Raw genomic sequence first — 26,392 nt, forward strand, 5'->3', positions numbered from 1 at the left:
AATAAATGAGAAGTGTTTTCATTTGCAACTACTAATCCCACTTTTCTCCATTATTTTTGTTTCAAACAAAAAAGACATACTTAAAGTATGCCTTTTTTAAACAGAGATGCAAGTGCTTATTGGAACACGACAGTTTTATTGCCGTCGACAATGACACGGTCTTCCAGATGCCATCTCACTGCACGTGCCAGTACATTACGTTCAACGTCCTGACCCAGTTCACGCAGCTGTTCCACAGTAAAGTCATGGTTCACACGCTCTACATCCTGCTCGATGATTGGACCCTGATCCAGATCAGCTGTCACATAGTGTGCAGTTGCACCGATCAGTTTTACACCTTTGTCATACGCTTGTTTGTAAGGATTGGCACCCACGAACGCTGGCAGGAATGAATGGTGAATATTGATCACTTTCATTTCCCATTTACTTACGAACTCTTCATCAAGAATCTGCATATAACGGGCTAATACCAGCAGATCGTTGCCCTGCATCAGTTCATCGATCTGTGCATAAGCTTCACGTTTGTTCTCTTTGGTCACCGGAACCACTTCAAACGGAATACCGAAGTTTTCGACTGATTCACGTAGAGTCTCGTGGTTAGATACTACTTTAGTGATTTCACATGGCAGACCGCCGCGTGCATGACGCCATAGCAGTTCAAGCAACGCATGGTCGACTTTAGAGACCAGAATACCGACCTTTTTCACATCACTAACCAGTGCCAGACGCCAGTGCATGCCATAACGCTCTGCAACATTGGCAGCAAAAGTCTGCAACAGGCTTTCTTTACGGCTTTGCAGATTGTCCAGTTCAAACTCAACACGCATGAAGTAACGTCCGCCCTGCGCTGCTGTCGCGTATTGATCAAGCGCCGTAATGTTGGCACCCTGATGATACAAGAAGCTTGAAACAGCCTGCACGATGCCCGGCTTGTCTTCACAAGTAATCAATAAACGTGCGGTATTAGCAGTCGTCATATTCATGTTGGTTAAGGTCACTAATTAGTTAAATTAAAAAAATAAGCCGAGTATTCTAACGCGTTTCTTAGATATTCTGAATAGTTTGTTCAGATTCAGGCGGTTTAGGCGACGATAGACTGGCAAATAGCTCTGAAGAACCAAACGAATTGAGCAGGCTCTCATACGTTTGACGGCTTTCACCACGCAGGTAAGCACCTTCCAGAAACACCATCTGACGCAGTGCTTGCCAGACCCATTTTTCTTCCAGAGTGTTGGAATCGGTAATATGCCCCGACATATACAGGAAGTTGGTCCAGTTGGTCAGTACAATCCATAGGTTAATGATCAGCGCTTCAATTTCTGAATCGGTCATTTCCATCAAGCCGGCATTTACGAAGGCTTTATAAATTTTTTGTCCCTGCTGCATGACCTGTCCAGCAAAACGCGGATAAAGCTTGCGGAAATCTTCGTTATTTTCGACCAGATGGTATACATCACGGTGCAGAAAACGATAAGCCCAAAGCTGACTGCTCAGTACCTGAAAATAATGAATCTTATCATTGGCATCCAGAGCACGATCTTCCGGAAGTGCTAGCATTTCCAGCGTCTGATGCTGATACTGCTCCATCAGTTCCTTGATAATTTCATTTTTATTACGGAAATGGTAATACAGATTACCTGGACTCATGCCGAGTTCAGCAGCAATATGATTGGTGGTTACAGATCGTTCGCCACGTTCATTAAACAACTGCAAGCTGAGCTGTAAGATACGCTCTTTGGTTTTTAACGTTTTGGTTTGGGACATCCTAAAATAACCATTCAGTTCATGCATTAGCAAGGCTAACACACAAAGTAACTTGACTAATTAGAGTATTTGCTCTAAAAATTAATTAATCGATTTTGAATAATGGTAGTGCGGCATGAACAGTCACACAAAAACAACTTCAATGACACCACATTTTCTTGATAGCCAGCACCTCAATGAAATTCTGGCTCAACAAAAACACGCCTACTTACGCTACCCACTGCCGACTGCAAAGGAACGTATCGATCGTTTAGCTCGGCTTAAGCGTATCTTAGTTAAGTATCAAGATCAATTTGCCGATGCAATTAATCAGGACTATGGTAACCGCTCTGTCGGGGAAACCAAAATTGGTGAGTTACTGACTTGTCTTGAACATATTAAATATTACAGCAAAAACCTGACCGGCTGGATGAAACCGTCCAAGCGTCATGTCGGTATTATTCACCAGCCGGCAAAAGCCTGGGTACAGTATCAGCCTCTAGGCGTGATCGGCATCATCGCGCCGTGGAACTACCCTTTATTATTATCCATCGGCCCTCTGATCTGTGCGTTGGCTGCGGGTAACCATGCCATGATCAAAATTTCTAGTTCATCGGCTGCTTTTGGCAAGGTATTGGAAAAAGCCTTAGCTGAAGCTTTTCCTAAAGAACTGGTTGCCGTGGTGAATGGTGGCGGTACGGTATCTGATGCCTTCTGCCGACTGGTTTTTGACAAGATGATCTTTACCGGTTCAACAGCTGTCGGTAAAACCGTGATGGCAGCGGCTGCTGAAAATCTGGTACCAGTAATTTTGGAACTGGGTGGCAAGTCCCCTGTACTGGTGCATCCATCGATTGACCTGCGTGATGTGGCTCAGCGTATTGCCGTGGGCAAGCTCTGGAATGCCGGACAGACCTGTGTAGCGCCGGATTATATGTTCCTGCCACGTGGCAAAACTGCCGAGTTTATCGATCATTTTAAAGCCTGTGTCGAAAGCATGTATCCGGACATCAGCCATAATCAGGATTACACCTCGATTATCAATGACAAACAGTACAACCGCTTGCAAGGTTATCTGGATGATGCCCGTGAGCAAGGTGCGCAGATTATTGAAATCAATCCGCGTAATGAATCGCCAGCAGACCTGCGTAAAATTGCACCGACTCTTGTAACCAATGTCATGCCAAGCATGCAGATCATGCAGCATGAAATCTTTGGGCCGCTCCTGCCGATCATGGAATATGATCAAATTGACGACGTCATCGACTTTATTAATAGCCGTCCGCGTCCACTTGCATTATACTATTTCGACTTTGATCAGGCGCGTGCTGATTATGTCGCACAGCGTACCCATTCAGGGCATTTCGGGCAAAATACTGTATTAACCCATGTCGCACAGGACGATCTGCCATTTGGTGGTGTCGGTGCTTCCGGTATGGGTAAATATCATGGGCCAGAAGGCTTCTTCAGTTTGTCGCATGAACGGTCAGTAATGTCGAATCCTAAGCTGTATAGCTTGAAATACATTCTGCCTCCGTTTAATAAGCCGATCCATAAGCTGATTTCGAAGACACTTCTTCGATAAATGATCAAGGCATGAGCTATCACACGGGCTCATGCTTCGTTTTAGATAAAATCGCTTGTCTTTTAAGCGCATTTTTGATATAAAACGCCCCTTGAATGAATTCAATCCGTTTATTTTTGACTGGCCATACAGATTTGCTGTTGGCTAAATCAATGGAGTTACACCATGTCTAAGGTTTGCCAAGTTACCGGCAAGCGTCCAGTCGTTGGTAACAACGTCTCACACGCCAACAACAAAACTAAGCGCCGGTTCGAGCCGAACCTGCACCACCACCGTTTCTGGTTAGAAAGCGAAAAACGTTTTGTACGTCTTCGTTTAACCACTAAAGGTATGCGTATTATCGACAAATTGGGCATTGAAAAGGTTGTTGCTGACCTTCGTGCTCAAGGTCAAAAGATCTAAGTAAGGAGTCAGGACAATGCGTGATAAGATTCGCTTAGTTTCTTCAGCTGGTACAGGTTATTTCTATACCACTACTAAGAACAAACGTACTATGCCGGAAAAAATGGAAATCAAAAAATTTGATCCAAAAATCCGTCAACACGTAATCTTCAAAGAAGCTAAAATCAAATAATTTTAGTTTTTTGAAAAAAGCGACCTTCCCGGTCGTTTTTTTTTGCATTTTTTTTATGCGGCTTGATAAACTTTCTGTTTCTTCTGGCATTTTCTGTGCTTATTTCCCATAAAAAATTGAAATTTCATAAAATTTATTTTAAAGGAGTGTTTAGTGCCACATGACGTAGAGCTCATTATTCTGTTAGCTGTCGGTTTTGGCTTGGCCTTGGTTTTTGGCTATATCGCTGCACGTCTACGCCTTCCCCCACTGATTGGTTATCTGGTTGCCGGGATTCTAATTAGCCCGAACACCCCAGGCGTGGTCGGAGATGTGCATCTGGCGAACCAGCTGGCCGAACTTGGCGTCATGTTCCTGATGTTTGGTGTCGGGATGCACTTTTCTCTCAATGACCTGATGCAGGTCAGGCGTATTGCCTTGCCGGGTGCAGTCTTACAGATTGCAGTCGCGACACTGCTCGGGGTCGGGGTCTCCATGCTCTGGGGCTGGAATTTTGGCTCTGCCCTGATCTTTGGTTTAAGTCTGTCCTGTGCCAGTACCGTCGTGCTTCTCAAAGCCCTGGGTGATCGTGGCCTGCTCGAATCCATTAACGGGAAAATTGCAGTCGGTTGGCTTCTGGTTGAAGATCTGGTCATGGTGCTGGCACTGGTATTATTACCCGCAACTGCAGTACTTCTCGGTGGTCAGGCACTGGAAGGTAGTAGTAGCGATCAGAATGTCTGGATCACCTTAGGTATTACCTTGCTCAAAGTAGCCGGTTTCATTGCCTTCATGCTCATTATTGGTAAACGTTTAGTTCCAATGATCATGCAAGTAGTCGCACGTTTAGGCTCACGTGAGCTATTTACCTTAACTGTCGTAGCTGCAGCCGTATCGATTGCCTTTGGGGCTTATAAGGTCTTTGGCGTATCCATGGCACTCGGTGCATTCTTTGCCGGGATGGTGGTCAAAGAGTCTGACTTCAGCCACCGTGCTGAGGAAGAAACCTTACCGTTGCGTGAAATCTTCTCGATTCTGTTCTTTGTTTCGGTCGGCATGCTGTTTGATCCGCGTATTCTGATGGATCAGCCGCTTCATGTGTTGGCGGTGCTCGGTATTATCATGATTGGTAAAACCATCGCGGCTATGGCACTGGTGCTGTTCTTCCGCTACCCAATCAATACGGCGCTTACCGTCGGTGCTTCTCTGGCACAGATTGGTGAATTCTCTTTTATTCTGGCCGCACTTGGTGTATCGCTAAATCTATTATCACTCGATGGGCAAAACCTGATTCTGGCGGGTGCCCTGATTTCAATTACCCTAAACTCGTTTATTTTCTCGGCAGTGGAACCGGTACAAAAATGGATTCGCGAACGTTCGTCTTTGGCGCGCTTATTGGAGCGTAGTGGTGACCCGCTTGCCATGCTACCCGATGAAGTCTCACAGGACTATCTGCGCGATCAGGTGGTGATTGTCGGGCATGGTGAAGTCGGTCGTCGGATTACCCTGTCACTGATGGAACAAAACATCAAGGTCGTGATTGCCGAAGAAAATCGTGAGATCGTAGAAAACTTGCGTAAAAAAGGCATTGCAGCAGTTTCTGGTGTCGCAACTGAACCTGGTGTGCTGATTCAGGCTCATATTCAGCATGCACGTCTACTGGTGATCTCACCAATGGATATTATTGATATCCACAAAATCGTGGATATTGCCAAGACCCTAAACCCTGCCATTCAGATCCTGCTGTGTGCGGAAAGCAAAGAAGAAGCTGAAGTCATTCGCCGTGATAATATTGGCGAGGTGTACTATGCCAAAGAGGAGATGGCGAGAAATATGAGCAATCATATTTTGAACCAGATCGAGATTGCGCATAACCATCCACCTACGCATTATTCAGGCTGATTTTTTAAAGAAGTTGTCAGAATTGGCAACTTCTTTTTTTATTGATTGGACTGAAATTTATCAGATCGCTAAACTATAAAATTTTAAATTGCTTCTCTAATTTAACCGACTTAATTTTTCTCTTATTCTCTATTTTTTTATTTCATAAAAACAGAAAAAGCACACTTCAAGTGTGCTTTCCTGCTCGCCAGGGTAGGCAATTTAGCTCATATATTTTGGCTCTTCATCCACAACTTCAGCTTGCCATTCATTGACCTGCTGTTCCAGCAAACCATATAAAGCGGCTTGAATCATGTGTTGTGCAATCACAGGCGTTTGATCACCCAACAGGGCTTTCACCTCGTCATTAAACTGAATCATGACTAATGGCTGTTTTTTTGAGCCCGCATTTCGTAATGCCAACGCGCCACCTTCAAGTTGAACGAGTTCCAAAATCGCGTCTTGATTACCAAATAAATCTTTCAACTGTTCTATAGACATATATCCTCCATGTTCAACATGGTGGCAAAGAGCGATTGCACTTTGCATCATTAGAGTAATTGATATAGGGTTAATAATCGCAATTTCAAGTACAGCTGATCAGATTAAAATTCAACCATCTCATTACGAAAACCATCAATAAGCTGCGTCAGGTCACGATGCCATTCTCGTAATATAGCAGTATCAGGTAACCAGGCTTGTGGTGTCTGTGTGACTTTAATGATGAGATTTGAAGAAGTTTCGTCTTCAGGTTGTGGCGAACTTGGCTCGGGCGCATATTGGCAGAGACGGTAAGCACGTTTCAGCTCAGCCAGAAAACCATCTTTGGATAAATGCTGTAATACGGTCACTTCAGGTGATACCTGACCCTTAGTCGCCATGAGCTCTTCAATTGATTTCAGCGTCGGGCTCAGGTCATTCAGACGGTAATAGCGTACCAGTTCCTGTAAAAAGGCCAACAGTGCCCCATGCAGATGAAATACGGCAGCTTCACGATGAGCTTGTGCCTGCTGCACATGATCAGTCTGTTCAGCCTGCTGACAGGCCAGACGGGTGAAATAAAGTTTTTGATTGGTACGGTCCGCATGATAGCGAGCAACTCGTGTCATCGAGATTTCCTAAGCATTAAAACAAATTTTGGCTCTTATAAAGTAAAACGTACGCTCGCATTACGCAATGCAAGATTGTCTACGCTGTCGATCTATTCTGCATGATCTTGATACTTCAGACTGCTGATATTGACTCTTCAGTAAAAATCCAAACCTTTTTAAGGGCAAAAAAAAGAGCATCACACATGCTCTTTTTTATAAGGTATTATTAAGCCTGTGGCTTTTCTTCAGCTTGCTTCACACGAATCCCCTGACCATGCAGGCGCAGTGTATTTAAACCTTTAATTGCTTTAACAGCTTCACGGCCATGTGGCATTTCTACGAAAGCAAAACCTTTAGACTTGCCTGTTTCTGCATCCATGACTAGCGCACAAGATTCAACAGTACCGTATTGCTGAAACAGGGTCAGCAATTCAGCTTCTGTTACAGTGCGTGCCAAGTTACGAACTAAAATTTTCATCGGATAACCTTAAGAAGATAGGCAAAAATAATCAAAAAGCACGTGCCTACTCTACTTTTTGCGTCAAACCCAGAAAGGATAGTTTAATCGAGATCAATCCCAAAATCTAAATTAATCGACTGGCGCTCGATTAAAGCACTTTTCACAGTCTGTTGACGGGTTTTGTAATGGGTTTCTGTGACACATAAATTGCGGTTCAGATCATTAAGAAAATAGCTTTCAATTTTACGTCCCTGCTCATCTACCGTTTCACGCGCCCAGTGATTGAGGTTTTGCTTGGTCAGAATGAGCTCATTCTGTGCACGAGTCAACGCTACATACAGCACACGACGCTCTTCCTCGACATCATCGAAATCCCCTTGCGCCCGTGCATGCGGATATTGTCCCGGCGTGACATTGGCCACATAACAGACTTTCTGTTCCGTACCCTTGGCCGAGTGAATGGTAATGAGGGTCACCACATCCGTATCCGACTGGCGTTCAATTTCAGAAATAGAGACCGGATCAAGCACATACTCTTCCAGAAAATCACTCACTTGAGCATGTTTAGAAGCTAGCTGTTTAACCAATTCAAAATCACCCTGACGGCGATTCCAGTCCTTTTTATAGTTCTCGCCCAGTTGTGCTTCAATCGCCTGGACTGCCAGACCAACACAGACCTGTACTTCGGTTTTGAGTACCGCCATTTGCTTCATAATCAGAATGGTTTCTAGCGGGATCTTGCCAAATTTTTCCAGCTTGTCGGCAATGATATCCATCTCTGGCTCAGCTAAAAGTTGCTGTGACAGCTTACTCGCTCCGACATCACCCACACCATTCCACAACGTTAAAAACCGCATCCAGGCAATATCGTCCAGCGGGTTCGCCACCACACGCAACAGACTGAGCAGATCTTTTACATGTGCAGTTTCTAAGAGTTTCATCCCGCCGATGAATCGATACGGAACATTGGCCGCGATACAAGCTGCTTCAATATGTCGCGCTGCATAACTGGAACGTACCAGCACCATATGATCGGACCATTTGCTGCCTTGCAGATAATGGCGCTCTTTTATATCAATCGCGATCCATTTGGCTTCATCAAATTCATTCGGGAAAATGTGCATCTTCGGCTTAATGCCTTCACCACGATGCGCATCCAGACGTTTGTCATATTTGATTTCGGACTGATCCAGTAACCAATTGGACAGGTCCAGAATTTCCTGGGTTGATCGGTAATTCTTTTCTAGTTTAAAAATTTTTGCATCCGGCACACGCTCTTTGAAATGGTGAATATTTTCAAAATCGGCACCGCGGAAACTATAAATCGACTGCGCATCATCCCCAACACAGAATAGGCTAATATGTTCTTTGAGAGGTTCCAGCAATGCCCATTGCAGTGGATTGGTATCTTGCATTTCATCCACCAGCATATGTCGACAGATCGAAGCCACATAGTCCACCAGACCTTCAGACTGTGCCAAAGCAGTCGCCACCACAGCGAGGATATCGTCATAATCCAGAAAGCTACGCGCACGCTTACGTGCTTCATATTCCTTCATAATGTCGGCAATCTGGTCTTTGAGTCCCAGATATTCCGGCATCTGCTTTTCCAAAGACAGACTCAGTTTTTGCCGGGTATTCCGCGCAAAAGAATATAAATCACAGAGTTCTTGTGGCTTTGGCAGGTAATTCGGATTTTTCTTGTCATCACGCCCGCGAATCAGACGGAATATCATCAGCTGATCATCACGGTCAATAATTGAAAACTGTTCCAGACCAAAAGCCTTTGGAATTCGGCGCAGCAGATACATACAGAAGGTATGAAACGTCGATGCACGTAAGCCTTTGGCCTGTTCACCGAGTGCCAGCTCCACCCGTGCCACGATTTCACTCGCCGCACGACGAGTAAAGGTCAGAATCTGAATCTGATTCGCTGGTACACCCTGATCAATCAGATAAGCTGCACGCGCCACGATAGTTTTGGTCTTGCCACAGCCCGCCCCAGCCAAAACCAGACTGTGCTTGGCATCAGTCGTCGCAGCTTGTTTTTGTTGGGGATTTAATTCATCAATCAGGGTGGCTAAACTCATTTTCACTCATCATTCTGTGGATAGGTGTAGTTTAACAGATCACTCTTATTATAGCTTTGAGCTGCTCTGAAACAGACCGAACTTTTATTCTTAATTCGCTATAGGGTTGACGGCATGAATGCCGTCTTCTGGATTGGGGTATAGGGATATACCCTCAACCTAGCAAAGGATTTTTGTCACCTTGCGAACTCAAAATATATTTTGAGGATTCTCATCCTTGAAAAGTAAAATCTGCTTAGGCATTTATATTTGTCTTTTTATCAAGCTTTTGCGGCAATGACCATCTTACTCAAACACCCTGTTCCTGAATATTTTGAACAGTTTGAACAACTGCTTTTTCCAGATTAATTTCTGCATTCTTTAAGGCTTCTTCCAATAAACAATCTGGTGGATTAATTCCGATAATCTGGCTAAATCCAGTCTGATACAGTGACTCAATCCCTTCACCGACCAAACCTGCAAACGCAATTACCGGTTTATTCAATTGCTGGGCGACCTGAGCCACACCAAATGGGGTTTTTCCTAAAGCGGTCTGATGATCGATCTTGCCCTCGCCAGTAAGAACATAATCTGCATCTGCAATTTTTTCCGCTAGTCTATTTTGTTCCGTAATTAACGTTACGCCGGATTGCAGCTTTGCTCCTGCAAACGCCATCAACCCAAAACCTAACCCACCGGCTGCCCCTGCGCCGGGAAAGTTTTTAAAAGAAATATCTAAGCTTGTTTCAACCAGATCAGCAAAATGTCTTAGATTTCGATCCAGCTGCTGTACCATTTCCGATGTTGCACCTTTCTGCGGCCCAAAGATCACTGAAGCACCATTCGGTCCACACAATGGATTATTCACATCTGAAGCAATCAGGATTTCTGTATTGTTTAAACGAGTATCGAGTTGGGAAAAATCAATTTGATCAATCTGATCCAGATTACCACCACAGACCTGAATTGATTCTCCCGCAGTATTTAAGAATCGGGCTCCTAAAGCCTGAGCCATTCCAGCACCACCGTCATTGGTCACACTACCACCGAGCCCGATAATGATTTTCTTTACGCCAAGCTCCAGCGCCTGTTTGATCATTTCCCCTGTGCCATAAGTCGAGGTCAACATGGGATTACGTCGAGCAGCTTCGAGCAGATGAATGCCATTGGCTTTCGCCATTTCAATCACTGCGGTCTGACCAGCATCAACCAAGCCAAAGTAAGTTTCGATCGACTGACTGGCTAATGGTCCAGTGACTTGGCACGTTACTCGTTCACCCTTTAGGCTTAAAATTAATGCATCTACAGTTCCTTCACCACCATCTGCCATTGGTAAAGTAATACAATTTGCATCAGGAAAGACCTGCAAAATACCACGCTGCATCGCCTGACAGGCCTGTTCGGCAGTCATACTTTCCTTAAATGAATCGGGAGCTAGAACAAAGATTTTCATGAATATGATCGGCCGCGTTATAGGTTTTATACTAATTTGAAATGCATACCCATCTTACAGGCAAAGCTGAACATACCAATAAAAAAAGAGCGCTCATTGCACTCTTTTTTATACTGGTCTTACTTAAATATCTGCGGAGCTTTTTGGAACACGATGCTTGATATAGGAAGCTAAAGTCAGATAGTTAATCCCTTGGAACAAAATATCGATTGCCAGAAAAGCACCTAGAACCCAGAACGGTGCATTCGGTGACAATAGAATCAGGATACCTGTAGCTAAAGTTAAAATCCCGGAAAATAAAGTCCAACCCCAGCCGCGAAATGCTTTAAAGATAAAAGCATTCAAGACGCGAATTATTCCCGCCACAATCAAAGCAATCGCAAGCAGATTGGTCAGTACAATCGCAGTTTTCGCTGGCGTGCTAAAAGCATAATATCCCGCAATAAAATAGATGATACCGAATAGCAGCCAGAGCCAGCGAAATGTCCCATCGAAGATTTTAATCCCGGCAATCAGATGAACTACCCCACCTATCATCATCAGGACCCCAAACAGGAATACTACAGATAAGGTGGCAAAAGGCAGCGACGCTAACAGTACAATTCCAAATAACACTAATAAGGCACCCAGGCCTAAATACCATTTACGGTTTTCATGCAATTGATGCCGAACCAGATCATTTCCAACAGTCTTCATATTCTTCTCAAGTAATTGGCTATGACTTTGATTATGCTCTTAAATCATGGAGAAATTTGTTAGAAATTGACTGAGTTTATCTATAAAAATAGTAACTTATGCCGGTTTATTCAGCACTTCGTTAATTATTTTTTCCAGCCAAGTTCAATCGCCGTGATTTCATTAATCAGAGTCTGATTTAAAGATTCTGGCATTTTACTGGTGCTTTGCGATACTGGAATGTGCCCTGCCATTAGCTCAGCTTTGGTTTGGGGAAATAAAGGCTGCTGATTGGGATTAGCATAACCGACGGGGTATATCGGCTGGCCTGTAGTGAGATCATATTTATCTGAAGCGCCAAAGGTATGCAGTAATTCATGCACCAGCACAATCTTATTCTGGTCAGACTGTCTGCTTGAAGCAAATAGATTGACTGAACCAATCCGGCCTTTTTGCAGAGCCGTTGAATGTTTTAATTGCTGGGTGTGTGCAGGATCATAATAATTTAAAAAGAGAGTAACGTTCGAGGAAGGATCTGAACCTTGCTGCTGTTGCCAGGCATAGAAACGGAATTTCAGACTCCATAAAATGGTGCCAAGTAAGGAGGCCTGCTCCGGCACTTTAGGTGGCAATTCTTTGAGTTCATGTCCCAGATTAAAATAAAAATAAGTGGGCTGTCCACGGTACTGCTGGGCCGCTTTTTCCAGATATTCTTGTGTCCCTTTTAGATCCTGAGCAGACAATTGCTGGATATATTGCTGTGTAGTCGCCAATCCATCTGCATTGATCGGATGCAACAGAACAAAGATTGGTTTGTTCCAGTCCTGATTCTGATCTCGATAAGCATTTACTGCCACCACAAATAAAATCATCAATAAAATCAGGATTCGGATTTTTTTCCACATATGAACATGCCAATATATAGTTTATTTAAAAGTTATTTTTGTTTCGTTTTTTGATCTTCAGAGCGCAGATATAAAACACAGCTCAAAGTAACCAGCGACATAATAATCACCAGAATAATCATCATTCCCCGATCCATAGGAATACCCATTTCATTAATCTTTCCAAGCATGAAATACAGGATAGATCCTAATCCGATACTTAAGAACAGGAATTTATCTAGCCAAATCATGGATGATTCCTATTTTAATCTTTTATTATTTAACGCCTAGAATATCCTAGAACTGTGTTGATCAAAAATACTTAGTCATAAAAAAATGCCGACTTTCGTCAGCATTTTCTTGATGTCTTATAGCTTAGGCTTCAACCCATTTGCCATCCTGATAAACCAGCGACCATTTGGTTTGCTTGCCTTCCGGGGTTTCTGATCCAATATATTGAGACTGGTTCTTACGGCTAAATTTCACTAGAGTTGGATTCCCTTCAGGATCCACATCTGGCGCCTGCAGAATAAACTGATATTTTGGATCCAGCTGATCCGCCACAGTACGCAGTTCTGCCACTTTCGGTGCGCGAGTTTCACGGACTTTCGGAAACTTGCTCGCAGCCAGGAACAGACCTGCGGCACCATCCCGCAGAACAAAGAAATCGTCATGCTTGGTTGAACGCAGGTGTTCCATCTTGATCGGATCAACGCGCGGAGGTGCAGGCTGACCATTCTTTAAGACTTTACGGGTATTTTCACAGCTGGTGCAGGCAAAATATGGACCAAAACGGCCAGTTTTCAGCTGCATTTCACCATCACATTTGTCACATGGAATGGTTGGGCCATCATAACCCTTAATCTTGAATTCGCCTTCTTCCAGCTCATAACCTGTACAGTCCGGGTTATTACCACAAATATGCAGTTTACGGCCGCCATCAATCACATAGCTGTCCATTGCAGTGCCACAGACTGGACAACGTTTCTTCGACATCAGATCAGCGGTTTCAGCGGCATCATCATCAGACAGTGCTGCCAGAGATTCAACCGGAGTCAGGTTCAATGTACCTTTACAACGTTCTTTCGGTGGCAGGTTATAACCTGAACAGCCCAGGAAGACACCTGTTGTGCCGGTACGGATCTGCATCGGACGGTCACATTCTTTACAATGGACTGCTTCAACTTCTACAGGCTGATTGCGGCGCATGCCGTTTTCACCCTGAGCATTGGTTAGACGTTTCTTGAAATCACCATAGAAGCTGTCTAACAGATCTTTCCAGTTGCGCTCACCATCTGCCACTTTATCCAGCTGACCTTCAAGGTCTGCAGTAAAGTCGTAGTTCATCAGATTATTGAAACTTTCATCTAGACGGTCAGTAACGATCTCACCCATCTTCTCGGCAAAGAGACGACGGTTCTCCAGTTTTACGTAACCACGATCCTGAATGGTCGAGATAATGGCAGCATAAGTCGAAGGGCGACCAATACCTTTTTTCTCAAGCTCTTTGACTAAAGATGCTTCAGTAAAACGTGCCGGTGGCTTGGTAAAATGTTGAGATGGATCTAGTTTTTCCAGCTTCAGCACTTCACCGACTTTCACTGCCGGTAACAATACATCATCATCAGATTTGTTCTGACCACGAACTTTGGTGAAACCATCAAATACTAAGGTACGACCTTTGGCTTTCAGCTCGACACCATTGGCATCGACTAAAATCGTAGAAGATAAATATTCAGCAGGTGTCATCTGACAGGCCACAAACTGACGCCAGATCAGGTCATACAGACGCTGTGCATCACGTTCCACTCCAGCAAGACTATCGCCTTTCAGCGCGACATTAGATGGACGAATGGCTTCGTGAGCTTCCTGCGCACCGGCTTTATTACCATAACGGTTCGGCTTGGCTGGCAGATATTTCTCGCCGTATTCAGACTCGATATGACCGCGCACCATATTGACTGCATCATCACTCAGGAAGGTGGAGTCAGTACGCATATAGGTAATGAAACCAGCTTCATACAGGCGCTGCGCCAGCATCATGGTTTTCTTCACCGAGAAGCCTAAACGTGTGCTGGCTGCCTGCTGTAGCGTTGAAGTGATATACGGCGCGCTTGGATTGACCTTGGTCGGTTTATCTTCACGGCTAATAACTTTATATTCGGCGTCTTTAATCAGATTTAGTAAAGCGTCAGTTTCAGCTTTATTATGCAGCTTTAAAGTCTTGCCATTTTGCTTGACCGCTTCCAGACGAATATCATCTTTCTTGGATTTGGTATCTGCAAAAACCTGCCAGTATTCTTCAGGAATGAACTTACGAATTTCACGTTCGCGTTCCACGACCAGCTTTACAGCGACAGACTGTACACGTCCCGCAGACAGACCACGGGCAATTTTTTCCCAGAGCAGTGGTGAAATCATGAAGCCGACGACACGGTCTAAGAAACGGCGCGCCTGCTGGGCATTGACCTTATTGGTATCTAGACGAGATGGTTGCTTAAACGCTTCCTGAATGGCATTTTTGGTAATTTCGTTAAAGACTACACGCTGGTAGCGTGAATCATCGCCGCCGATCACTTCTTTTAAGTGCCAGGCAATCGCTTCCCCTTCACGGTCCAAATCCGTTGCGAGATACACTTCATCGACTTGCGATGCCAGTTTTTTTAGTTCAGCGACTACGCCTTCCTTGCCCGGAAGGACTTCATATTTGGCTTTCCAGTCATGTTCTGGATCGACACCCATCCGGTTAATCAACGCCTGCTGTGATTTTTCTGCTTTTTCTGCTTCAGTCAGCTTGGTTCGGGTCACCGGTTTTTTCTCTGCAGTTTTCGCAGAGCCGCCCGTCGGTAAGTCACGCACATGACCCACCGAAGATTTTACGATGTAGTTTGAACCGAGATACTTGTTGATTGTTTTCGCTTTTGCAGGCGACTCCACAATCACCAAGGCACGTTTACTTCCAGCGTCGGAAGACTTCGCCGTGCTGCTTTTTGATGTGGACCGAGGAGCGTTCGCCATATTAACCGTTTAATCCTGTTTATTTCTAAAATTAAAGTTCAGCCAAAGAATGTAATAGTGCCTTGATGTCATCAAGTTGTGTGGCTCTAAGATCAGATTCTTCATCCCAATAGAGTCCTACACAGTTTGCCTGCATATCAATAGCATAAATGCCCTTTAATGCAATGGGAAAATCTTTAAATTTGTCATCCCCATGCACCAGTTCAAGTTTGTTATCAACCACGCGGGCACGCATCAGCGGTAAACGGGCATCTGGAAGCAGCACACTATAATAGGCCACCATACTGGCACGACTTTCAGTCACCTTGGGAATATTAGTCCAGTCAGGTGCAACCACCAGACGTGGATGTAAGCCCATCTTGCGGGCTTTATCACGCATGAGTCCTAATGCCTTTTCTCTAGGACTCACACGCAGACCAAAAATAGACCCCAGTACGAAAACGATGATGACAACTGCCACCCAGATTCCGGTATTTTCCATAGTTCAACCTTTATGTTCTTATATTAGATTTGCATAAGCCCGCTATAAAAGGCAAGCACCGCTGGATAAATTTAATTTCCCAGCAGCTGCGGACTATAAATAATTTCCCGTTTATTTAACTGTATTAGCTGATGTTTGATGAGTAAATTGAATGATTCTCGGACCTCTTCCTTAGGCACGCATCGCTCTAGTAACACCTCGAAACTGGCAATAAATTTAGGCCGACGTTCTGCAACAACATTGAGATAAGGCATCAGGCGCAGACGTAAATGACTTAATTTTCTTTCAGTCACTTCATCTTGAGTTTCGACGGTTTCGACGGTTTCGACGGTAGCTAAATGCTGTTTATAAAATTTTTCAATTGCTGCAGTCTGATATTGAAGTTTACTAGACTGATTTTTAATAATTTTTATTCTGATTAACTCATCCACTAAAAGCTGAGCACATTTTTCTTCCACTTTTAAATTGGCTTTAAGCGAGTTAATTAAACTTTCTACTTTTGCAGGCTTAGAAAAGTTACTTCTTACTAAATTGGAGCAGTATTGAAAAATCAGTTTTTGAATGTCTATTTCTGCTTTTATTTGCTGAGCAATATTTGGATTGACTAATGGTTTAGCTGAAATAACTTTAGCCTGAAATTTGGCAATTTTAAGTAAGTCCGCCACATATTCCATAGAAAAGTCATTCGACATAATCTCGAAGCAAACTTCAGAGCTTTTATATTGGGTAGAAAGCTGTCCAGCAATAAAACATAGGCCAAAATCAGCAGCGTCTTTACCTATTTTAGACATCTTCAGGACTTTTAGTTTTCCTGCACTGATTGCAGGTGCAAGCCTGACGACACCGTCTAGACTAAACCCCATGGGCGTTTTGGCATAGACCAGATAAACATATTGATATTGGGCAAGATATTGAAGGAGCTCTGTTTCAGTTTTGGGTAAGTTTTCAATATCCAATAACAGTATTTTTTTCATATGCCCTCATGAGATTATTCTAATTTAGAAACATCTCATGACTATATAACACTTCGTGACCATTCCAATAAATATATCCTTTTTCAATCAACTCTTTAAGTAAAAGACGGACATCTGACTGTGGAAATAACTGCTCGAGTAAATCACGTAATTCATAAATATCTTTAGGCTTATTTCCCTGTAATTCGCACAGCTTGCGTGCGACTTCGAGCTGTACCGGATCAATTTTATTAAAGTTTTTGAACAGACCTTGCTGGGCAGACTGGATTGGAGATTGAGCAGGTTCAACCACAGGCTCTTCAGTATTGAGCTTCGAGACTACCTGATCCAAAGCTCGTTTTTCAGCAGGTTGGTTGTCATTGAGATCTAGTTGCACCCACTGTTTCAAAACTTTTTTACGGAAACTGATCTGCTCGTCATAACGTTTGACTATTTTCAGATTAATCAGCATGCCAACTACATGCTGCGCTTTGCCTGGTAAAACTTGCAGAATATTGGTGACTGAATTTTTTAAGGTTTCGAGCGTGGTCGGTTTACCACTCATCTTGCCGAGCGCATCACAGTACTTTTTCACCAGCTGCAAAGCCGGTTTTGCTTTAATGGCTTCAATACTTGGCAACTGGATTTTAGGTTTATCTTGAGCCCCTGTGGATGCATCCTCTGGCAGCACCTGAATCAGGCTGCAATCAATATCCGAAGCCTGAAGCATTTTCATCAGCATTTCACTGCTATCCATGGCTGAAATCAGCTCGACATGAGTATCTGCTTCCAGCAAAGCCATCAGCTGACCCACAATCAGGGCATATTCATATTCTTTATGCTCTGCTTCCAGGACATCCAGAATAATAATTTGTCCGCTGCTGATCCAGCTGGCCAACTCAGTCAGTTCTTCTAGAGCAAACTCGAATTTTCCGGCACAGTTAAACAGATACAAGGTCGGATAATGTTCAACGATGTCATGTAACAGTTTGGCTGTAGGAAAGTTATTTTCGAGATCAAGAAGGACAACTTTTTGGTGCATAAGGCAAGATTAAAAACTGAGCTAGAAAAATACTATTAGAGTAGGAAGTGTGTGAAAGGTCAAATAGTTTCCACCTTCCATGACGATATTTAGATTTTAAAGATCATCTTGGACGAAGTAAAAGTGGTGACTTGGTTTAGGTTTATCGAGCTTCACCTGCTTAAAAGAAAGCCCTCACGACTGGAGGGCTTTCTTTTTGCTTTCTTTTTAAAAATTATTTGTAAATTAATAATGCGGTGGACGGTTGGTGACCGGATCAAAAGCATCAATCCCTTCGGACAAATCTGCAGACTCAACACGTTGATATAACAACTGCATTTGTTTTTTTAAATCGGCAATTTCCAGATTCTGGCGAGTGACCTGCTGATTCAGCTCTTCAACTAAATCATCTAAAAATGCAATTCGCACTTGCAAATCTTCAATGGGTGCGGAAAATGACGCCTGATCATTTAGATTTTGTTGTTTAGTCATTTTAAGTCCTCATTTGGGATTTCAGGAAACATTAACATTATGGCCTATATTACTTTAAGGGATGTCCAACTGGCATTTGGCGGACCTGCCTTGCTCGACGGCGCCAACTTTAATTTGGAACGCGGTGAACGAGTATGTTTGATTGGCCGTAATGGTGAGGGTAAGTCTACCTTACTTAAACTGATTGAAGGAAGTTTACTCCCGGATAGTGGTGAAGTTTCGTTACAAAATGGCATCACCATTTCCATGCTGGCCCAAGACGTGCCAATGGATTCCGGCAAGGTTGCAGATATTGTTGCTGATGGCGCCGGTGAAGCTTCAGAAGTGTTGCGTGCCTATCATGAAGCCAGTGAAGCTTGCGTGCTCGGTGATATGGAAGCCTGTGACCGCATGGGACATTTGCAGCATCAGATGGATCAGCTGGATGGCTGGGCTTTGGAAACTAAGGTTAATTCAATCCTGAGTAAAATGGGATTGGATCCGGAAGCGGATCTTGCTGATTTATCCGGTGGCCGTAAACGCCGTGTTCTGTTGGCACGTGCCCTGCTCACTCAACCTGATGTGCTGTTACTCGACGAACCAACGAACCATCTGGATGTCGAAAGTATTGAATGGCTGGAAAAATTCCTGCTAGAACAGAATAACCTGACCTTACTGTTTATTTCGCATGACCGTGCCTTTGTGGACAGTATTGCGACCCGTATTGTCGAGCTGGATCGTGGCATTTTGCGTAGCTATGAAGGCAATTATTCACGTTACCTCGACCTAAAAGCTCAGCAGTTGGAAGCAGAAGAAAAACAAAATGCCCTGTTCGAGAAAAAACTGGCTGAAGAAGAAGCCTGGATTCGTCAAGGTATTAAAGCGCGCCGTACCCGTAACGAAGGTCGTGTTCGTGCTCTGAAAGAATTACGTGAAGAGTCTAAAGCACGCCGTTTCCAGCAAGGCAAAGTCAACATGTCAACTCAGGAAGCACAGCGTTCAGGTAAAGTGGTGTTCGAGATTGAACATCTGAGCGTGAAGTTTGGTGACAATGCACCGATCATTAATGATTTCTCGGTGCTTGTAATGCGTGGTGATCGTATTGGTCTGGTAGGTGATAATGGTGTCGGTAAAACCACACTAATCAAAGCCATTCTGGGAGAAATCGAGCATGGCGGTACAGTCAAAACCGGAACCCAGCTGGAAATTGCTTATTTTGACCAGCTACGTAATGTGCTGGATCTGGAAAAATCAGTTAAAGATAACGTTTCGGAAGGTTCAGATCATGTCGATGTGAATGGCCAACGTCGTCATATCTACAGCTATCTGCAAGACTTCCTGTTCTCGCCAGAACGTGCCCGTACGCCAGTTAAAGCTCTATCTGGCGGTGAACGTAACCGTATTCTGCTCGCCAAACTATTACTGAAACCATCAAATCTGATCGTGATGGATGAACCGACCAACGATCTGGATATGGTAACGCTGGAACTGCTGGAAGAAATGCTAGCGGAATACAAAGGCACCCTGCTACTGATCTCGCATGACCGTGCCTTCATGGACAATGTCGTCACATCGACTTGGGTCTTTGATGGCAAAGGTAATATTGATGAATATGTCGGTGGCTATCAGGATTATCTGGAACAACGTCCAGATCAGACTGTGGTTGACCAGAAAATGGCAGTCAAAAAAGCTCAAGCCAAGGCTGAAGCAGCGGTTGCACCTGTAGCACCTGCGCCAAAGAAAAAACTTAGCTACAAAGATCAGCGTGAACTGGAACTGTTACCGGCTGAAATTGAAGCACTGGAAAAAGAACAAGCTGAACTTTCCGACAAACTGGCGGATGGCTCGTGGTTTGTCACAGATGCCGCAGCAGCGACCAAAGCCTCTGAACGTTTAGGCGAAATTGATGAGATTTTGCTGGAAAAAATGGAACGTTGGGACGAACTGGAAAATATGACCAAAGGTTAATCTTTAAATCGCCTAGTCACTAAGCATCTGTATTCATACAGGTGCTTTTTTATTTTGCAGTTTTTTATTTCAAAAAGCTCTTCTGCTACACTGCTGACATCTTTGATTTTAAATATTGAATTTATGAGTCGAACGCCAGAATACCAACCCGGTGAATTTCAATGGTCATTCCTGTTACCGCAATACTGGGGTATCTGGGTGGGTATTGTATTTCTGATGATTCTGGCCATCTTACCTTGGGCGATTCAGCATCGTCTGGCAGATCTACTCGGCCAGATGGCATTTAAATATTTGAAATCTCGCCGTGAAACCACGCTTCGCAATCTGGAAGTCTGTTTCCCGGAATGGTCAGCTCAAGAAGTTCAGGACAATGCCCGTATGGTCTTTATTAACCAGATGCTCGGTGTATTTGAAACCTTGAATGCCTGGTACTGTCCAAAATGGTTTAAAGGCCGGGTACAAATTGAAGGGCTGGAACATATCCAGCAGGCTCAGGCAGAAGGTAAAGGGGCTTTATTGCTCGGCACCCACTCGACTTTGCTAGATGCCGGTGGTTATTTATGTGCACAGTATTTTGAGCCAGATGTGGTGTATCGACCACAAAATAATCTCTTGCTCGATATGCTGATTTACCGCTGCCGTGCCACCATTTATGCCAACCAGATTGACCATGATGATATGCGTGGTCTGGTGCGTAACCTGAAAAATGGCCATGCCATCTGGTACAGTCCGGATCAGGATTTTGGTTTAAAACAAGGTGTAATGGCACCCTTCTTTGGGGTACCTGCAGCCACAGTAACCGCACATCGTCGCTTATTAAAAATGACCAAGGCCGCTGCCATTCCACTCTATTTTTACCGGACTGGGGATATTAAAAATCCACGCTACTGTGTATTGATCGAGCCTGCGGTAGAGAATTTGCCAAGTGCGGATGAAGTCAATGATGCAACTCGAGTAAATCTGATTATTGAACGCCAGTTGCGCATTGCACCGACGCAATATATGTGGTTCCATCGTCGCTTTAAGACCCGTCCTGAAGGCTACGATAAAATCTATTAAGAACTAGAATCAATATGAACGGTATTATTGGCAAGAAAAATCAATGATCGGTTCCCTGATAAATCCACATTGCTTGTGTATGCCCTGCACGCTCAAAACCTAGAGTTTTATAAAATTCAGTGGCATGCTGATCAGCTACCAGAATTTTCTGATGAAATCCTGAATAACGTTGCAGCATTTCTTGCATGATCAGACGACCAATGCCCTGTCGCTGCACCTCTGGGTGAACCAATAAATGCGGGAAATACACCACTAGATAACCGTCTGAAATCGCATTTCCCAAGCCGAACAGCCGACCGTTGATACGTGCCGTCACCAGACTATGAGAATGCTGCAAAGCCTGTAAAAGTAATTGAGGTTTTTCTGCAGCTGACCATTGATTGACAAGATAGAGCTGTAGCACTTCGGATTCATTGACTGAATCATGATCAGAAATCATAACTTCCATTCAGGTAATATCCATTTTTTAATTTAAATTTTATTTTAATAATCAAATAATTATAATAAAAAAATAAGCCGAAAATAATTTAACCCGGGTTCTACATCCTGTAAAACCCGGGTTAATGAGGTTGTGCTTTCATATGTTATAATTGCTTCTTCGTTGTTGTGATTTCCCTTTCAGCATCATTTCCATGATGTTTTCATTCAGCTTCGTCTTCCTTATGAGAATATCCTTTCTCGACTCCCTGTGCTGATGAGCTTAGAATACGTGGATTCCTCTGTACTGCCCATTCGCAAGAAGCGGAAACTGCTGTAAGCAATATCGTACACTTTTCAGCTAAAACTATAGGAATTTCTCCTCATTCTTATAAGCCATCGCAATCTTATCAGTGACTTTTTTCTCTTCTTTCTCTGCCTTTTCAATTCCTTCCTGAATCGCTTCTTTGGCTTCCTGATCATCCTGATCTGTTTCTTCCAGCGCTTCCTGATGATGCTCAAATACCCGCCCAGTTTGTAAAATCAGATAAACCGGAAAATGATCTGACCCGACGTGTTTTAAACGTTCCATATGCACCAGAGCGAAATCGGTGCTGTGAAACACATGGTCAAGCGACCAGCGTAATAAAGGATAATCGGCATGGAAGGTATTTACATAGCGTCGACCGACACGTGGATCCAGCAAACCGCTGATACGCTGGAATAAACGTGTCGTGCGTGACCAGGCCACATCATTCAGATCTCCCATCACAATGCAGCTTTCATCCAGATCCTTAATCTGATCCCCTACAATCAGCAGTTCCGCATCACGTAAGGTTGAATCTTTAGCTTCAGTTGGACTTGGCGGTTTCGGATGCAGACAATAAAGCTGTACCGGTTGTCCGGAACGTAACATGACCTTGGTATGAATCGAGGGAATTTCATCACTCAGAATAAATTTAACCTCGGTTTCACTCAGCACAAGTTTGCTGTACAGATGCATGCCATACAGATTATCCAGAGGTACGGGCACCCGATAGGGATAATCTGGCTCAATGACGGCCAGTGCATCCTGCCATGCCTGATCGGTTTCCAGCGTTAAGACCAAGTCTGGCTGATGGGTCTGGATCTGTTCAATCAGTAAATGATATTTGGTATTGGTGGTGAGGACATTTGAGACAATCAGGGAAATCTGACGATCCGGATCCAGCTGATCCTGCTTGACCTGCTTGACCTGTTTTTTCCAGACAAAGGTATAAGGCAAGACCATTTTCAGCTGATACGCCAAAGCAGCGATCAGGCCGACAAAAAGCAGCTGATTGAAGGCCGTCCATGGGTGATCGACGAGGAGAAAAAGAATAAAGGCTATGAAGCCCAAAACCAGAATCTGTAAACGTGGAAAATCTGCACCACGAATCCACCATTCATCTCGGGGAATCAGCGACCAGAAACTTAACCAGATGACCACGATTGCCATGATCTGGATAAACCCTACCATAAGATACACTCTTTACTAAGTTATTATTTTTTCTAAAAGAAAAATTGCTTTATCAATTTTGTATGTATCATAAAGCAGATATTTCGCTCAAGAATATTGATGTTTTGATTGTGTAGCTCTTGCAGTCACGTCCCTTTTTGATACACTCGAATCCCTTTTGATTTTTTAACGCACCGAGGCAAAGTGACATGAAAGTAGGTCTGGTCGGTTGGCGCGGGATGGTGGGTTCCGTCCTTATGCAACGTATGGTTGAAGAGAATGATTTTGCTCATTTTGAGCCATTCTATTTTTCTACCAGTAATGCGGGTGGTGAAGCTCCGGCATTTGGTGGTAAGACTGCCCCAGCACTTATGGATGCAACAGACATTAACAGTCTGAAGCAAATGGATGTCATTATTACCTGTCAAGGTGGCGATTATACCACTGAAGTTTTCCCGAAAATGAAAGCTGAAGGCTGGGATGGCTACTGGATTGATGCAGCATCTACCCTGCGTATGGATGATGAAGCAATCATCGTACTTGATCCGGTGAACATGCATGTGATCAAAGACGGTCTGGTCAAAGGTACCAAAACTTTCGTGGGCGGTAACTGTACCGTTTCTCTGATGTTGATGGGCTTAGGCGGTCTGTTCCAGAACAATCTGGTGGAATGGGCAACTTCAATGACTTATCAGGCAGCTTCGGGTGCGGGCGCGCAAAACATGCGTGAGCTGATTACTGGTATGGGTTATTTATATAACAATACCAAAGACTTGTTAGATGATCCACGTTCTCCAATTCTGGACATTGATTCTAAAATTGCTGAATTGCAACGTGGTGAAGGCTTCCCGTCTGCAAACTTCGGTGTACCTTTAGCAGGCTCTCTGATTCCATACATCGACAAGCAGCTGGAAAGTGGCCAGTCTAAAGAAGAATGGAAAGGTCAGGCTGAAACCAACAAGATCCTGAGTAACCAGCAGATCGTACCGATTGATGGCCACTGTGTACGTATCGGCGCAATGCGTTGTCACTCTCAGGCATTAACGCTGAAACTTCGCAAAGACGTTCCACTGGATGAGATCGAAGATATCATTGCAAATGCAAATGACTGGTCTAAAGTTGTGCCAAACACTCGTGAAGCATCAATGACTGATCTGACTCCTGTCGCAGTCACTGGTACATTAACTGTACCTGTTGGTCGTCTGCGTAAACTGAACATGGGTAAAGAATACCTAGGTGCATTCACAGTAGGTGACCAGTTACTTTGGGGTGCTGCAGAACCTTTACGTCGTATGCTGCGCATCTTGATTGATTATAAAAATTCTTAAGTTTCCGTCAGGAAATAAAGCACAAAGCCGATCTTTATTGATCGGCTTTTTTGTGTAACTATTGCGTAAGTATTTTACAAAAAATAAACATCCCGTTAATCTATAATTTTCGCTATGCGATAATGACTGAGCTCACAGATGACTGTATATAACAAATTAAAGCTTGCCATTTTAGCCATTGTTGCTTCACAAAATATTTATGCGATTAATGTAGATCCGGTACAAATCCAGTCTGCACCTGGGGAATTGCTTTATGCGGAAATGAATTTCCGTCAATCAGATATTAACTTGCCCATTGAGGTAAGTTTAGCCTCGCCAGAAGACCTGATTTCTATGGGCGCCTCGCATCAGCCACCGGGTCATTTGAATTTTTTCACCCGTCGCAACAGTAATGGTACTGGGGTTATTACCATTACCTCGTCGCGCCCGGTCACTGATCGTGAATTAAATATCATTGTCAAAATCAAGGAAGGCAATGCAGCACGCCTACAGCATATCCGTACTGCATTAAGACCTAAAACTGATTTGTTACAGGCCAGCCTGAAACAGAATGAACAGCCACTCGCGCCTGTCGTAGTCGTGAGTGAAAAAGATATTGCCCTGAACTTACCGGTGAGTACACGCTATACCAATGCCCAATCAAGACCAGCCACTTCGTTTGTAGCAGAAAAACCGTTAGCCTTACAAAATACAGCACCTCCAGCATTATCAGCCAGCTCTATCCCTAAAACAGCGATAGCTGCTGTGACCCATGAGCCAACATCGAGTATTGCAGCTCAAGTCACAAGCCCAACAAAACTTAATACTGAAACTGCGGTAGCAGCGACAAGTCATAGTTCACAGCAAGCTGGTACTGTAAACACTGCGCCAGTGAATACTCCATCCAAAGCAATCAATACGGCTGTAACTCAAACAGATGTAACGCCAAACTTACAGGCTGCAGCGACAAAAGTTCAGGCTGAAACAAAACCAGCTGAAGTTGCAGTAGCCCCAACAAATAAAAATGCAACCTCAGCGCAAGTTTCTGCACCGACAAATACTGAAAACCAGATGGTGTCCAGTGATCCACTTGTCAAAAAATATGCAGAACAGCAGGCACGCAAGCAGGCGGCATCTACCACTGCACAGGACAAACCAAATTTAGTAGCTAAAACTCAGGCACAGCCAACAGCCATCAAACAAAGCACCTCAACCCAGGTTAAGCCGACCTATGTAGTACAGTCAAATGAGTCACTTTGGGGCATTGCTTCGAGGATTGCCAGTGAACAGCAACGTCCAGTGAGTGAGGTCATGCAGCAGATCAAGCGTGAGAATGAACATGCTTTTATTGGGGGTGATGCCAACCGCTTGCGTAAAGGTGCAGCACTTAATTTAGCGACCATTCATACTGCGAAAACTCCGATACAGACCGCAGCGGCTAAGTCTGTTCAAGTGCCCTCCAAACCTGCTGCAAAAACCAAATATCGTCTGAATGAGGCAGAAATGAGCCTGGTTGCCGAGAATCAGCGTGATTCCGGCCAGGTTTCTGCCAACTCAAACACAAAAGAAAATCGAACTTCGAAAGAGTTGTCATTAAAAGTTATGACAGCCCGTGAAAAAACCGTTAAATTACAGAGAAACGTAACTGAACTAGAATTGGCACTCAATCAGAAGGATCACAGAATTCAATTATTAAATGCTCGTCTTGCCCAGCTGCAACAGCAGCTTAAAGCACAACAGGCAGATAAAAAGCCAATTAATTAAAAAGTTACACATGACGATTTATTGGGATAGGCGAACTTAAGGACTCTATCCCCAAGGGGTAA

The 26,392-nt window shown here is 43.9% G+C and carries 25 protein-coding genes; 8 read left to right on the forward strand and 17 right to left on the reverse strand.

What is annotated here, in order from left to right; all coding sequences use genetic code 11:
* Positions 1-116: 116 nt before the first annotated feature.
* Entirely contained in the window at positions 117-983 is an 867-nt protein-coding gene (gene purU, locus F897_RS00835) for a formyltetrahydrofolate deformylase (RefSeq protein ID WP_005232297.1), read from the reverse strand.
* A 61-nt stretch (positions 984-1,044) separates the two neighbouring features.
* Positions 1,045-1,764, reverse strand: a complete 720-nt coding sequence (locus F897_RS00840) for a TetR/AcrR family transcriptional regulator (protein WP_034580311.1) — start codon at positions 1,762-1,764, stop codon at positions 1,045-1,047.
* Between the two features lie 115 nt (positions 1,765-1,879).
* On the opposite strand from F897_RS00840, the gene F897_RS00845 reads away from it, so the two are divergent.
* From F897_RS00845 to F897_RS00860, 4 genes are all read left to right on the forward strand, one after another.
* Positions 1,880-3,328, forward strand: a complete 1,449-nt coding sequence (locus tag F897_RS00845; RefSeq protein ID WP_005232298.1) for a coniferyl aldehyde dehydrogenase — start codon at positions 1,880-1,882, stop codon at positions 3,326-3,328.
* 165 nt (positions 3,329-3,493) lie between these two features.
* Positions 3,494-3,730 carry a 50S ribosomal protein L28 gene (rpmB, locus tag F897_RS00850; RefSeq protein WP_000048256.1) on the forward strand — a complete coding sequence of 79 codons (237 nt, stop codon included), beginning with the start codon at positions 3,494-3,496 and terminating at the stop codon, positions 3,728-3,730.
* A 16-nt stretch (positions 3,731-3,746) separates the two neighbouring features.
* On the forward strand, positions 3,747-3,902 hold the full coding sequence (gene rpmG, locus F897_RS00855) for a 50S ribosomal protein L33 (protein WP_001205031.1): 156 nt from the start codon (positions 3,747-3,749) through the stop codon (positions 3,900-3,902).
* 153 nt (positions 3,903-4,055) lie between these two features.
* Complete coding sequence (locus F897_RS00860; RefSeq protein WP_005232299.1) at positions 4,056-5,783, forward strand: cation:proton antiporter; 1,728 nt, start codon at positions 4,056-4,058, stop codon at positions 5,781-5,783.
* 201 nt (positions 5,784-5,984) lie between these two features.
* On the opposite strand, the gene F897_RS00865 is transcribed toward F897_RS00860, so the two are convergent.
* From F897_RS00865 to F897_RS00925, 13 genes are all read right to left on the reverse strand, one after another.
* Positions 5,985-6,263, reverse strand: coding sequence for a hypothetical protein (locus F897_RS00865; protein ID WP_004781893.1), 279 nt, complete (start codon positions 6,261-6,263; stop codon positions 5,985-5,987).
* 104 nt (positions 6,264-6,367) lie between these two features.
* Positions 6,368-6,871, reverse strand: a complete 504-nt coding sequence (locus F897_RS00870) for a DUF6586 family protein (protein ID WP_005232300.1) — start codon at positions 6,869-6,871, stop codon at positions 6,368-6,370.
* A 208-nt stretch (positions 6,872-7,079) separates the two neighbouring features.
* On the reverse strand, positions 7,080-7,331 hold the full coding sequence (locus F897_RS00875) for an RNA recognition motif domain-containing protein (protein WP_005232301.1): 252 nt from the start codon (positions 7,329-7,331) through the stop codon (positions 7,080-7,082).
* An 83-nt stretch (positions 7,332-7,414) separates the two neighbouring features.
* Positions 7,415-9,403 (reverse strand): ATP-dependent helicase, encoded by a 1,989-nt coding sequence (locus tag F897_RS00880; RefSeq protein ID WP_005232302.1) that lies wholly within the window; start codon positions 9,401-9,403, stop codon positions 7,415-7,417.
* A gap of 289 nt (positions 9,404-9,692) precedes the next feature.
* Positions 9,693-10,835 (reverse strand): glycerate kinase, encoded by a 1,143-nt coding sequence (locus F897_RS00885; protein ID WP_005232304.1) that lies wholly within the window; start codon positions 10,833-10,835, stop codon positions 9,693-9,695.
* Between the two features lie 123 nt (positions 10,836-10,958).
* On the reverse strand, positions 10,959-11,531 hold the full coding sequence (locus F897_RS00890; RefSeq protein WP_005232306.1) for an HdeD family acid-resistance protein: 573 nt from the start codon (positions 11,529-11,531) through the stop codon (positions 10,959-10,961).
* Positions 11,532-11,656: 125 nt separating this feature from the next.
* Entirely contained in the window at positions 11,657-12,415 is a 759-nt protein-coding gene (locus tag F897_RS00895) for a hypothetical protein (protein WP_005232308.1), read from the reverse strand.
* A 32-nt stretch (positions 12,416-12,447) separates the two neighbouring features.
* Positions 12,448-12,645, reverse strand: a complete 198-nt coding sequence (locus F897_RS00900) for a hypothetical protein (RefSeq protein ID WP_005232309.1) — start codon at positions 12,643-12,645, stop codon at positions 12,448-12,450.
* A gap of 124 nt (positions 12,646-12,769) precedes the next feature.
* A complete protein-coding gene (topA, locus tag F897_RS00905; RefSeq protein ID WP_005232311.1) occupies positions 12,770-15,412 on the reverse strand; it encodes a type I DNA topoisomerase in 2,643 nt (880 codons plus the stop codon).
* Positions 15,413-15,443: 31 nt separating this feature from the next.
* On the reverse strand, positions 15,444-15,893 hold the full coding sequence (locus F897_RS00910) for an ammonium transporter (RefSeq protein WP_005232313.1): 450 nt from the start codon (positions 15,891-15,893) through the stop codon (positions 15,444-15,446).
* 71 nt (positions 15,894-15,964) lie between these two features.
* Positions 15,965-16,867 carry a PIN domain-containing protein gene (locus F897_RS00915; RefSeq protein WP_005232315.1) on the reverse strand — a complete coding sequence of 301 codons (903 nt, stop codon included), beginning with the start codon at positions 16,865-16,867 and terminating at the stop codon, positions 15,965-15,967.
* A 19-nt stretch (positions 16,868-16,886) separates the two neighbouring features.
* Positions 16,887-17,888: a hypothetical protein gene (locus F897_RS00920; protein WP_005232317.1), complete on the reverse strand. Its 1,002-nt coding sequence runs from the start codon at positions 17,886-17,888 to the stop codon at positions 16,887-16,889.
* A 225-nt stretch (positions 17,889-18,113) separates the two neighbouring features.
* Complete coding sequence (locus F897_RS00925) at positions 18,114-18,359, reverse strand: SlyX family protein (protein ID WP_005232320.1); 246 nt, start codon at positions 18,357-18,359, stop codon at positions 18,114-18,116.
* A 39-nt stretch (positions 18,360-18,398) separates the two neighbouring features.
* Here F897_RS00925 and F897_RS00930 point away from each other — a divergent pair, with 39 nt between their 5' ends.
* Both F897_RS00930 and F897_RS00935 read left to right on the forward strand, forming a co-directional pair.
* The gene (locus tag F897_RS00930; protein ID WP_005232322.1) at positions 18,399-20,306 is read left to right on the forward strand and encodes an ATP-binding cassette domain-containing protein; all 1,908 of its coding nucleotides are present in this window, start codon (positions 18,399-18,401) and stop codon (positions 20,304-20,306) included.
* A gap of 123 nt (positions 20,307-20,429) precedes the next feature.
* Positions 20,430-21,365: an LpxL/LpxP family acyltransferase gene (locus F897_RS00935; RefSeq protein WP_034580430.1), complete on the forward strand. Its 936-nt coding sequence runs from the start codon at positions 20,430-20,432 to the stop codon at positions 21,363-21,365.
* 40 nt (positions 21,366-21,405) lie between these two features.
* Here F897_RS00935 and F897_RS00940 read toward each other — a convergent pair whose 3' ends face one another.
* Together F897_RS00940 and F897_RS00945 are read right to left on the reverse strand one after the other, a co-directional pair.
* The gene (locus F897_RS00940) at positions 21,406-21,813 is read right to left on the reverse strand and encodes a GNAT family N-acetyltransferase (RefSeq protein WP_005232326.1); all 408 of its coding nucleotides are present in this window, start codon (positions 21,811-21,813) and stop codon (positions 21,406-21,408) included.
* Positions 21,814-22,149: 336 nt separating this feature from the next.
* Complete coding sequence (locus F897_RS00945; RefSeq protein WP_005232329.1) at positions 22,150-23,280, reverse strand: endonuclease/exonuclease/phosphatase family protein; 1,131 nt, start codon at positions 23,278-23,280, stop codon at positions 22,150-22,152.
* A 188-nt stretch (positions 23,281-23,468) separates the two neighbouring features.
* On the opposite strand from F897_RS00945, the gene asd reads away from it, so the two are divergent.
* Both asd and F897_RS00955 read left to right on the forward strand, forming a co-directional pair.
* Positions 23,469-24,587, forward strand: coding sequence for an aspartate-semialdehyde dehydrogenase (asd, locus tag F897_RS00950; RefSeq protein WP_005232332.1), 1,119 nt, complete (start codon positions 23,469-23,471; stop codon positions 24,585-24,587).
* Positions 24,588-24,725: 138 nt separating this feature from the next.
* On the forward strand, positions 24,726-26,330 hold the full coding sequence (locus tag F897_RS00955; protein ID WP_005232334.1) for a type IV pilus assembly protein FimV: 1,605 nt from the start codon (positions 24,726-24,728) through the stop codon (positions 26,328-26,330).
* Positions 26,331-26,392: the final 62 nt, after the last annotated feature.

The sequence above is a fragment of the Acinetobacter variabilis genome (assembly GCF_000369625.1).
Classification (GTDB): Bacteria; Pseudomonadota; Gammaproteobacteria; order Pseudomonadales; family Moraxellaceae; genus Acinetobacter; species Acinetobacter variabilis.

Excerpts from the sequence above, each read along its gene's own strand:
- purU (WP_005232297.1), bottom strand. The coding sequence starts at position 983 with ATGAATATGACGACTGCTAATACCGCACGTTTATTGATTACTTGTGAA.
- F897_RS00840 (WP_034580311.1), bottom strand. The coding sequence starts at position 1,764 with ATGTCCCAAACCAAAACGTTAAAAACCAAAGAGCGTATCTTACAGCTC.
- F897_RS00845 (WP_005232298.1), top strand. The coding sequence starts at position 1,880 with ATGAACAGTCACACAAAAACAACTTCAATGACACCACATTTTCTTGAT.
- rpmB (WP_000048256.1), top strand. The coding sequence starts at position 3,494 with ATGTCTAAGGTTTGCCAAGTTACCGGCAAGCGTCCAGTCGTTGGTAAC.
- rpmG (WP_001205031.1), top strand. The coding sequence starts at position 3,747 with ATGCGTGATAAGATTCGCTTAGTTTCTTCAGCTGGTACAGGTTATTTC.
- F897_RS00865 (WP_004781893.1), bottom strand. The coding sequence starts at position 6,263 with ATGTCTATAGAACAGTTGAAAGATTTATTTGGTAATCAAGACGCGATT.
- F897_RS00870 (WP_005232300.1), bottom strand. The coding sequence starts at position 6,871 with ATGACACGAGTTGCTCGCTATCATGCGGACCGTACCAATCAAAAACTT.
- F897_RS00875 (WP_005232301.1), bottom strand. The coding sequence starts at position 7,331 with ATGAAAATTTTAGTTCGTAACTTGGCACGCACTGTAACAGAAGCTGAA.
- F897_RS00880 (WP_005232302.1), bottom strand. The coding sequence starts at position 9,403 with ATGAGTTTAGCCACCCTGATTGATGAATTAAATCCCCAACAAAAACAA.
- F897_RS00885 (WP_005232304.1), bottom strand. The coding sequence starts at position 10,835 with ATGAAAATCTTTGTTCTAGCTCCCGATTCATTTAAGGAAAGTATGACT.
- F897_RS00890 (WP_005232306.1), bottom strand. The coding sequence starts at position 11,531 with ATGAAGACTGTTGGAAATGATCTGGTTCGGCATCAATTGCATGAAAAC.
- F897_RS00895 (WP_005232308.1), bottom strand. The coding sequence starts at position 12,415 with ATGTGGAAAAAAATCCGAATCCTGATTTTATTGATGATTTTATTTGTG.
- F897_RS00900 (WP_005232309.1), bottom strand. The coding sequence starts at position 12,645 with ATGATTTGGCTAGATAAATTCCTGTTCTTAAGTATCGGATTAGGATCT.
- topA (WP_005232311.1), bottom strand. The coding sequence starts at position 15,412 with ATGGCGAACGCTCCTCGGTCCACATCAAAAAGCAGCACGGCGAAGTCT.
- F897_RS00910 (WP_005232313.1), bottom strand. The coding sequence starts at position 15,893 with ATGGAAAATACCGGAATCTGGGTGGCAGTTGTCATCATCGTTTTCGTA.
- F897_RS00915 (WP_005232315.1), bottom strand. The coding sequence starts at position 16,867 with ATGAAAAAAATACTGTTATTGGATATTGAAAACTTACCCAAAACTGAA.
- F897_RS00920 (WP_005232317.1), bottom strand. The coding sequence starts at position 17,888 with ATGCACCAAAAAGTTGTCCTTCTTGATCTCGAAAATAACTTTCCTACA.
- F897_RS00925 (WP_005232320.1), bottom strand. The coding sequence starts at position 18,359 with ATGACTAAACAACAAAATCTAAATGATCAGGCGTCATTTTCCGCACCC.
- F897_RS00930 (WP_005232322.1), top strand. The coding sequence starts at position 18,399 with ATGGCCTATATTACTTTAAGGGATGTCCAACTGGCATTTGGCGGACCT.
- F897_RS00935 (WP_034580430.1), top strand. The coding sequence starts at position 20,430 with ATGAGTCGAACGCCAGAATACCAACCCGGTGAATTTCAATGGTCATTC.
- F897_RS00940 (WP_005232326.1), bottom strand. The coding sequence starts at position 21,813 with ATGGAAGTTATGATTTCTGATCATGATTCAGTCAATGAATCCGAAGTG.
- F897_RS00945 (WP_005232329.1), bottom strand. The coding sequence starts at position 23,280 with ATGGTAGGGTTTATCCAGATCATGGCAATCGTGGTCATCTGGTTAAGT.
- asd (WP_005232332.1), top strand. The coding sequence starts at position 23,469 with ATGAAAGTAGGTCTGGTCGGTTGGCGCGGGATGGTGGGTTCCGTCCTT.
- F897_RS00955 (WP_005232334.1), top strand. The coding sequence starts at position 24,726 with ATGACTGTATATAACAAATTAAAGCTTGCCATTTTAGCCATTGTTGCT.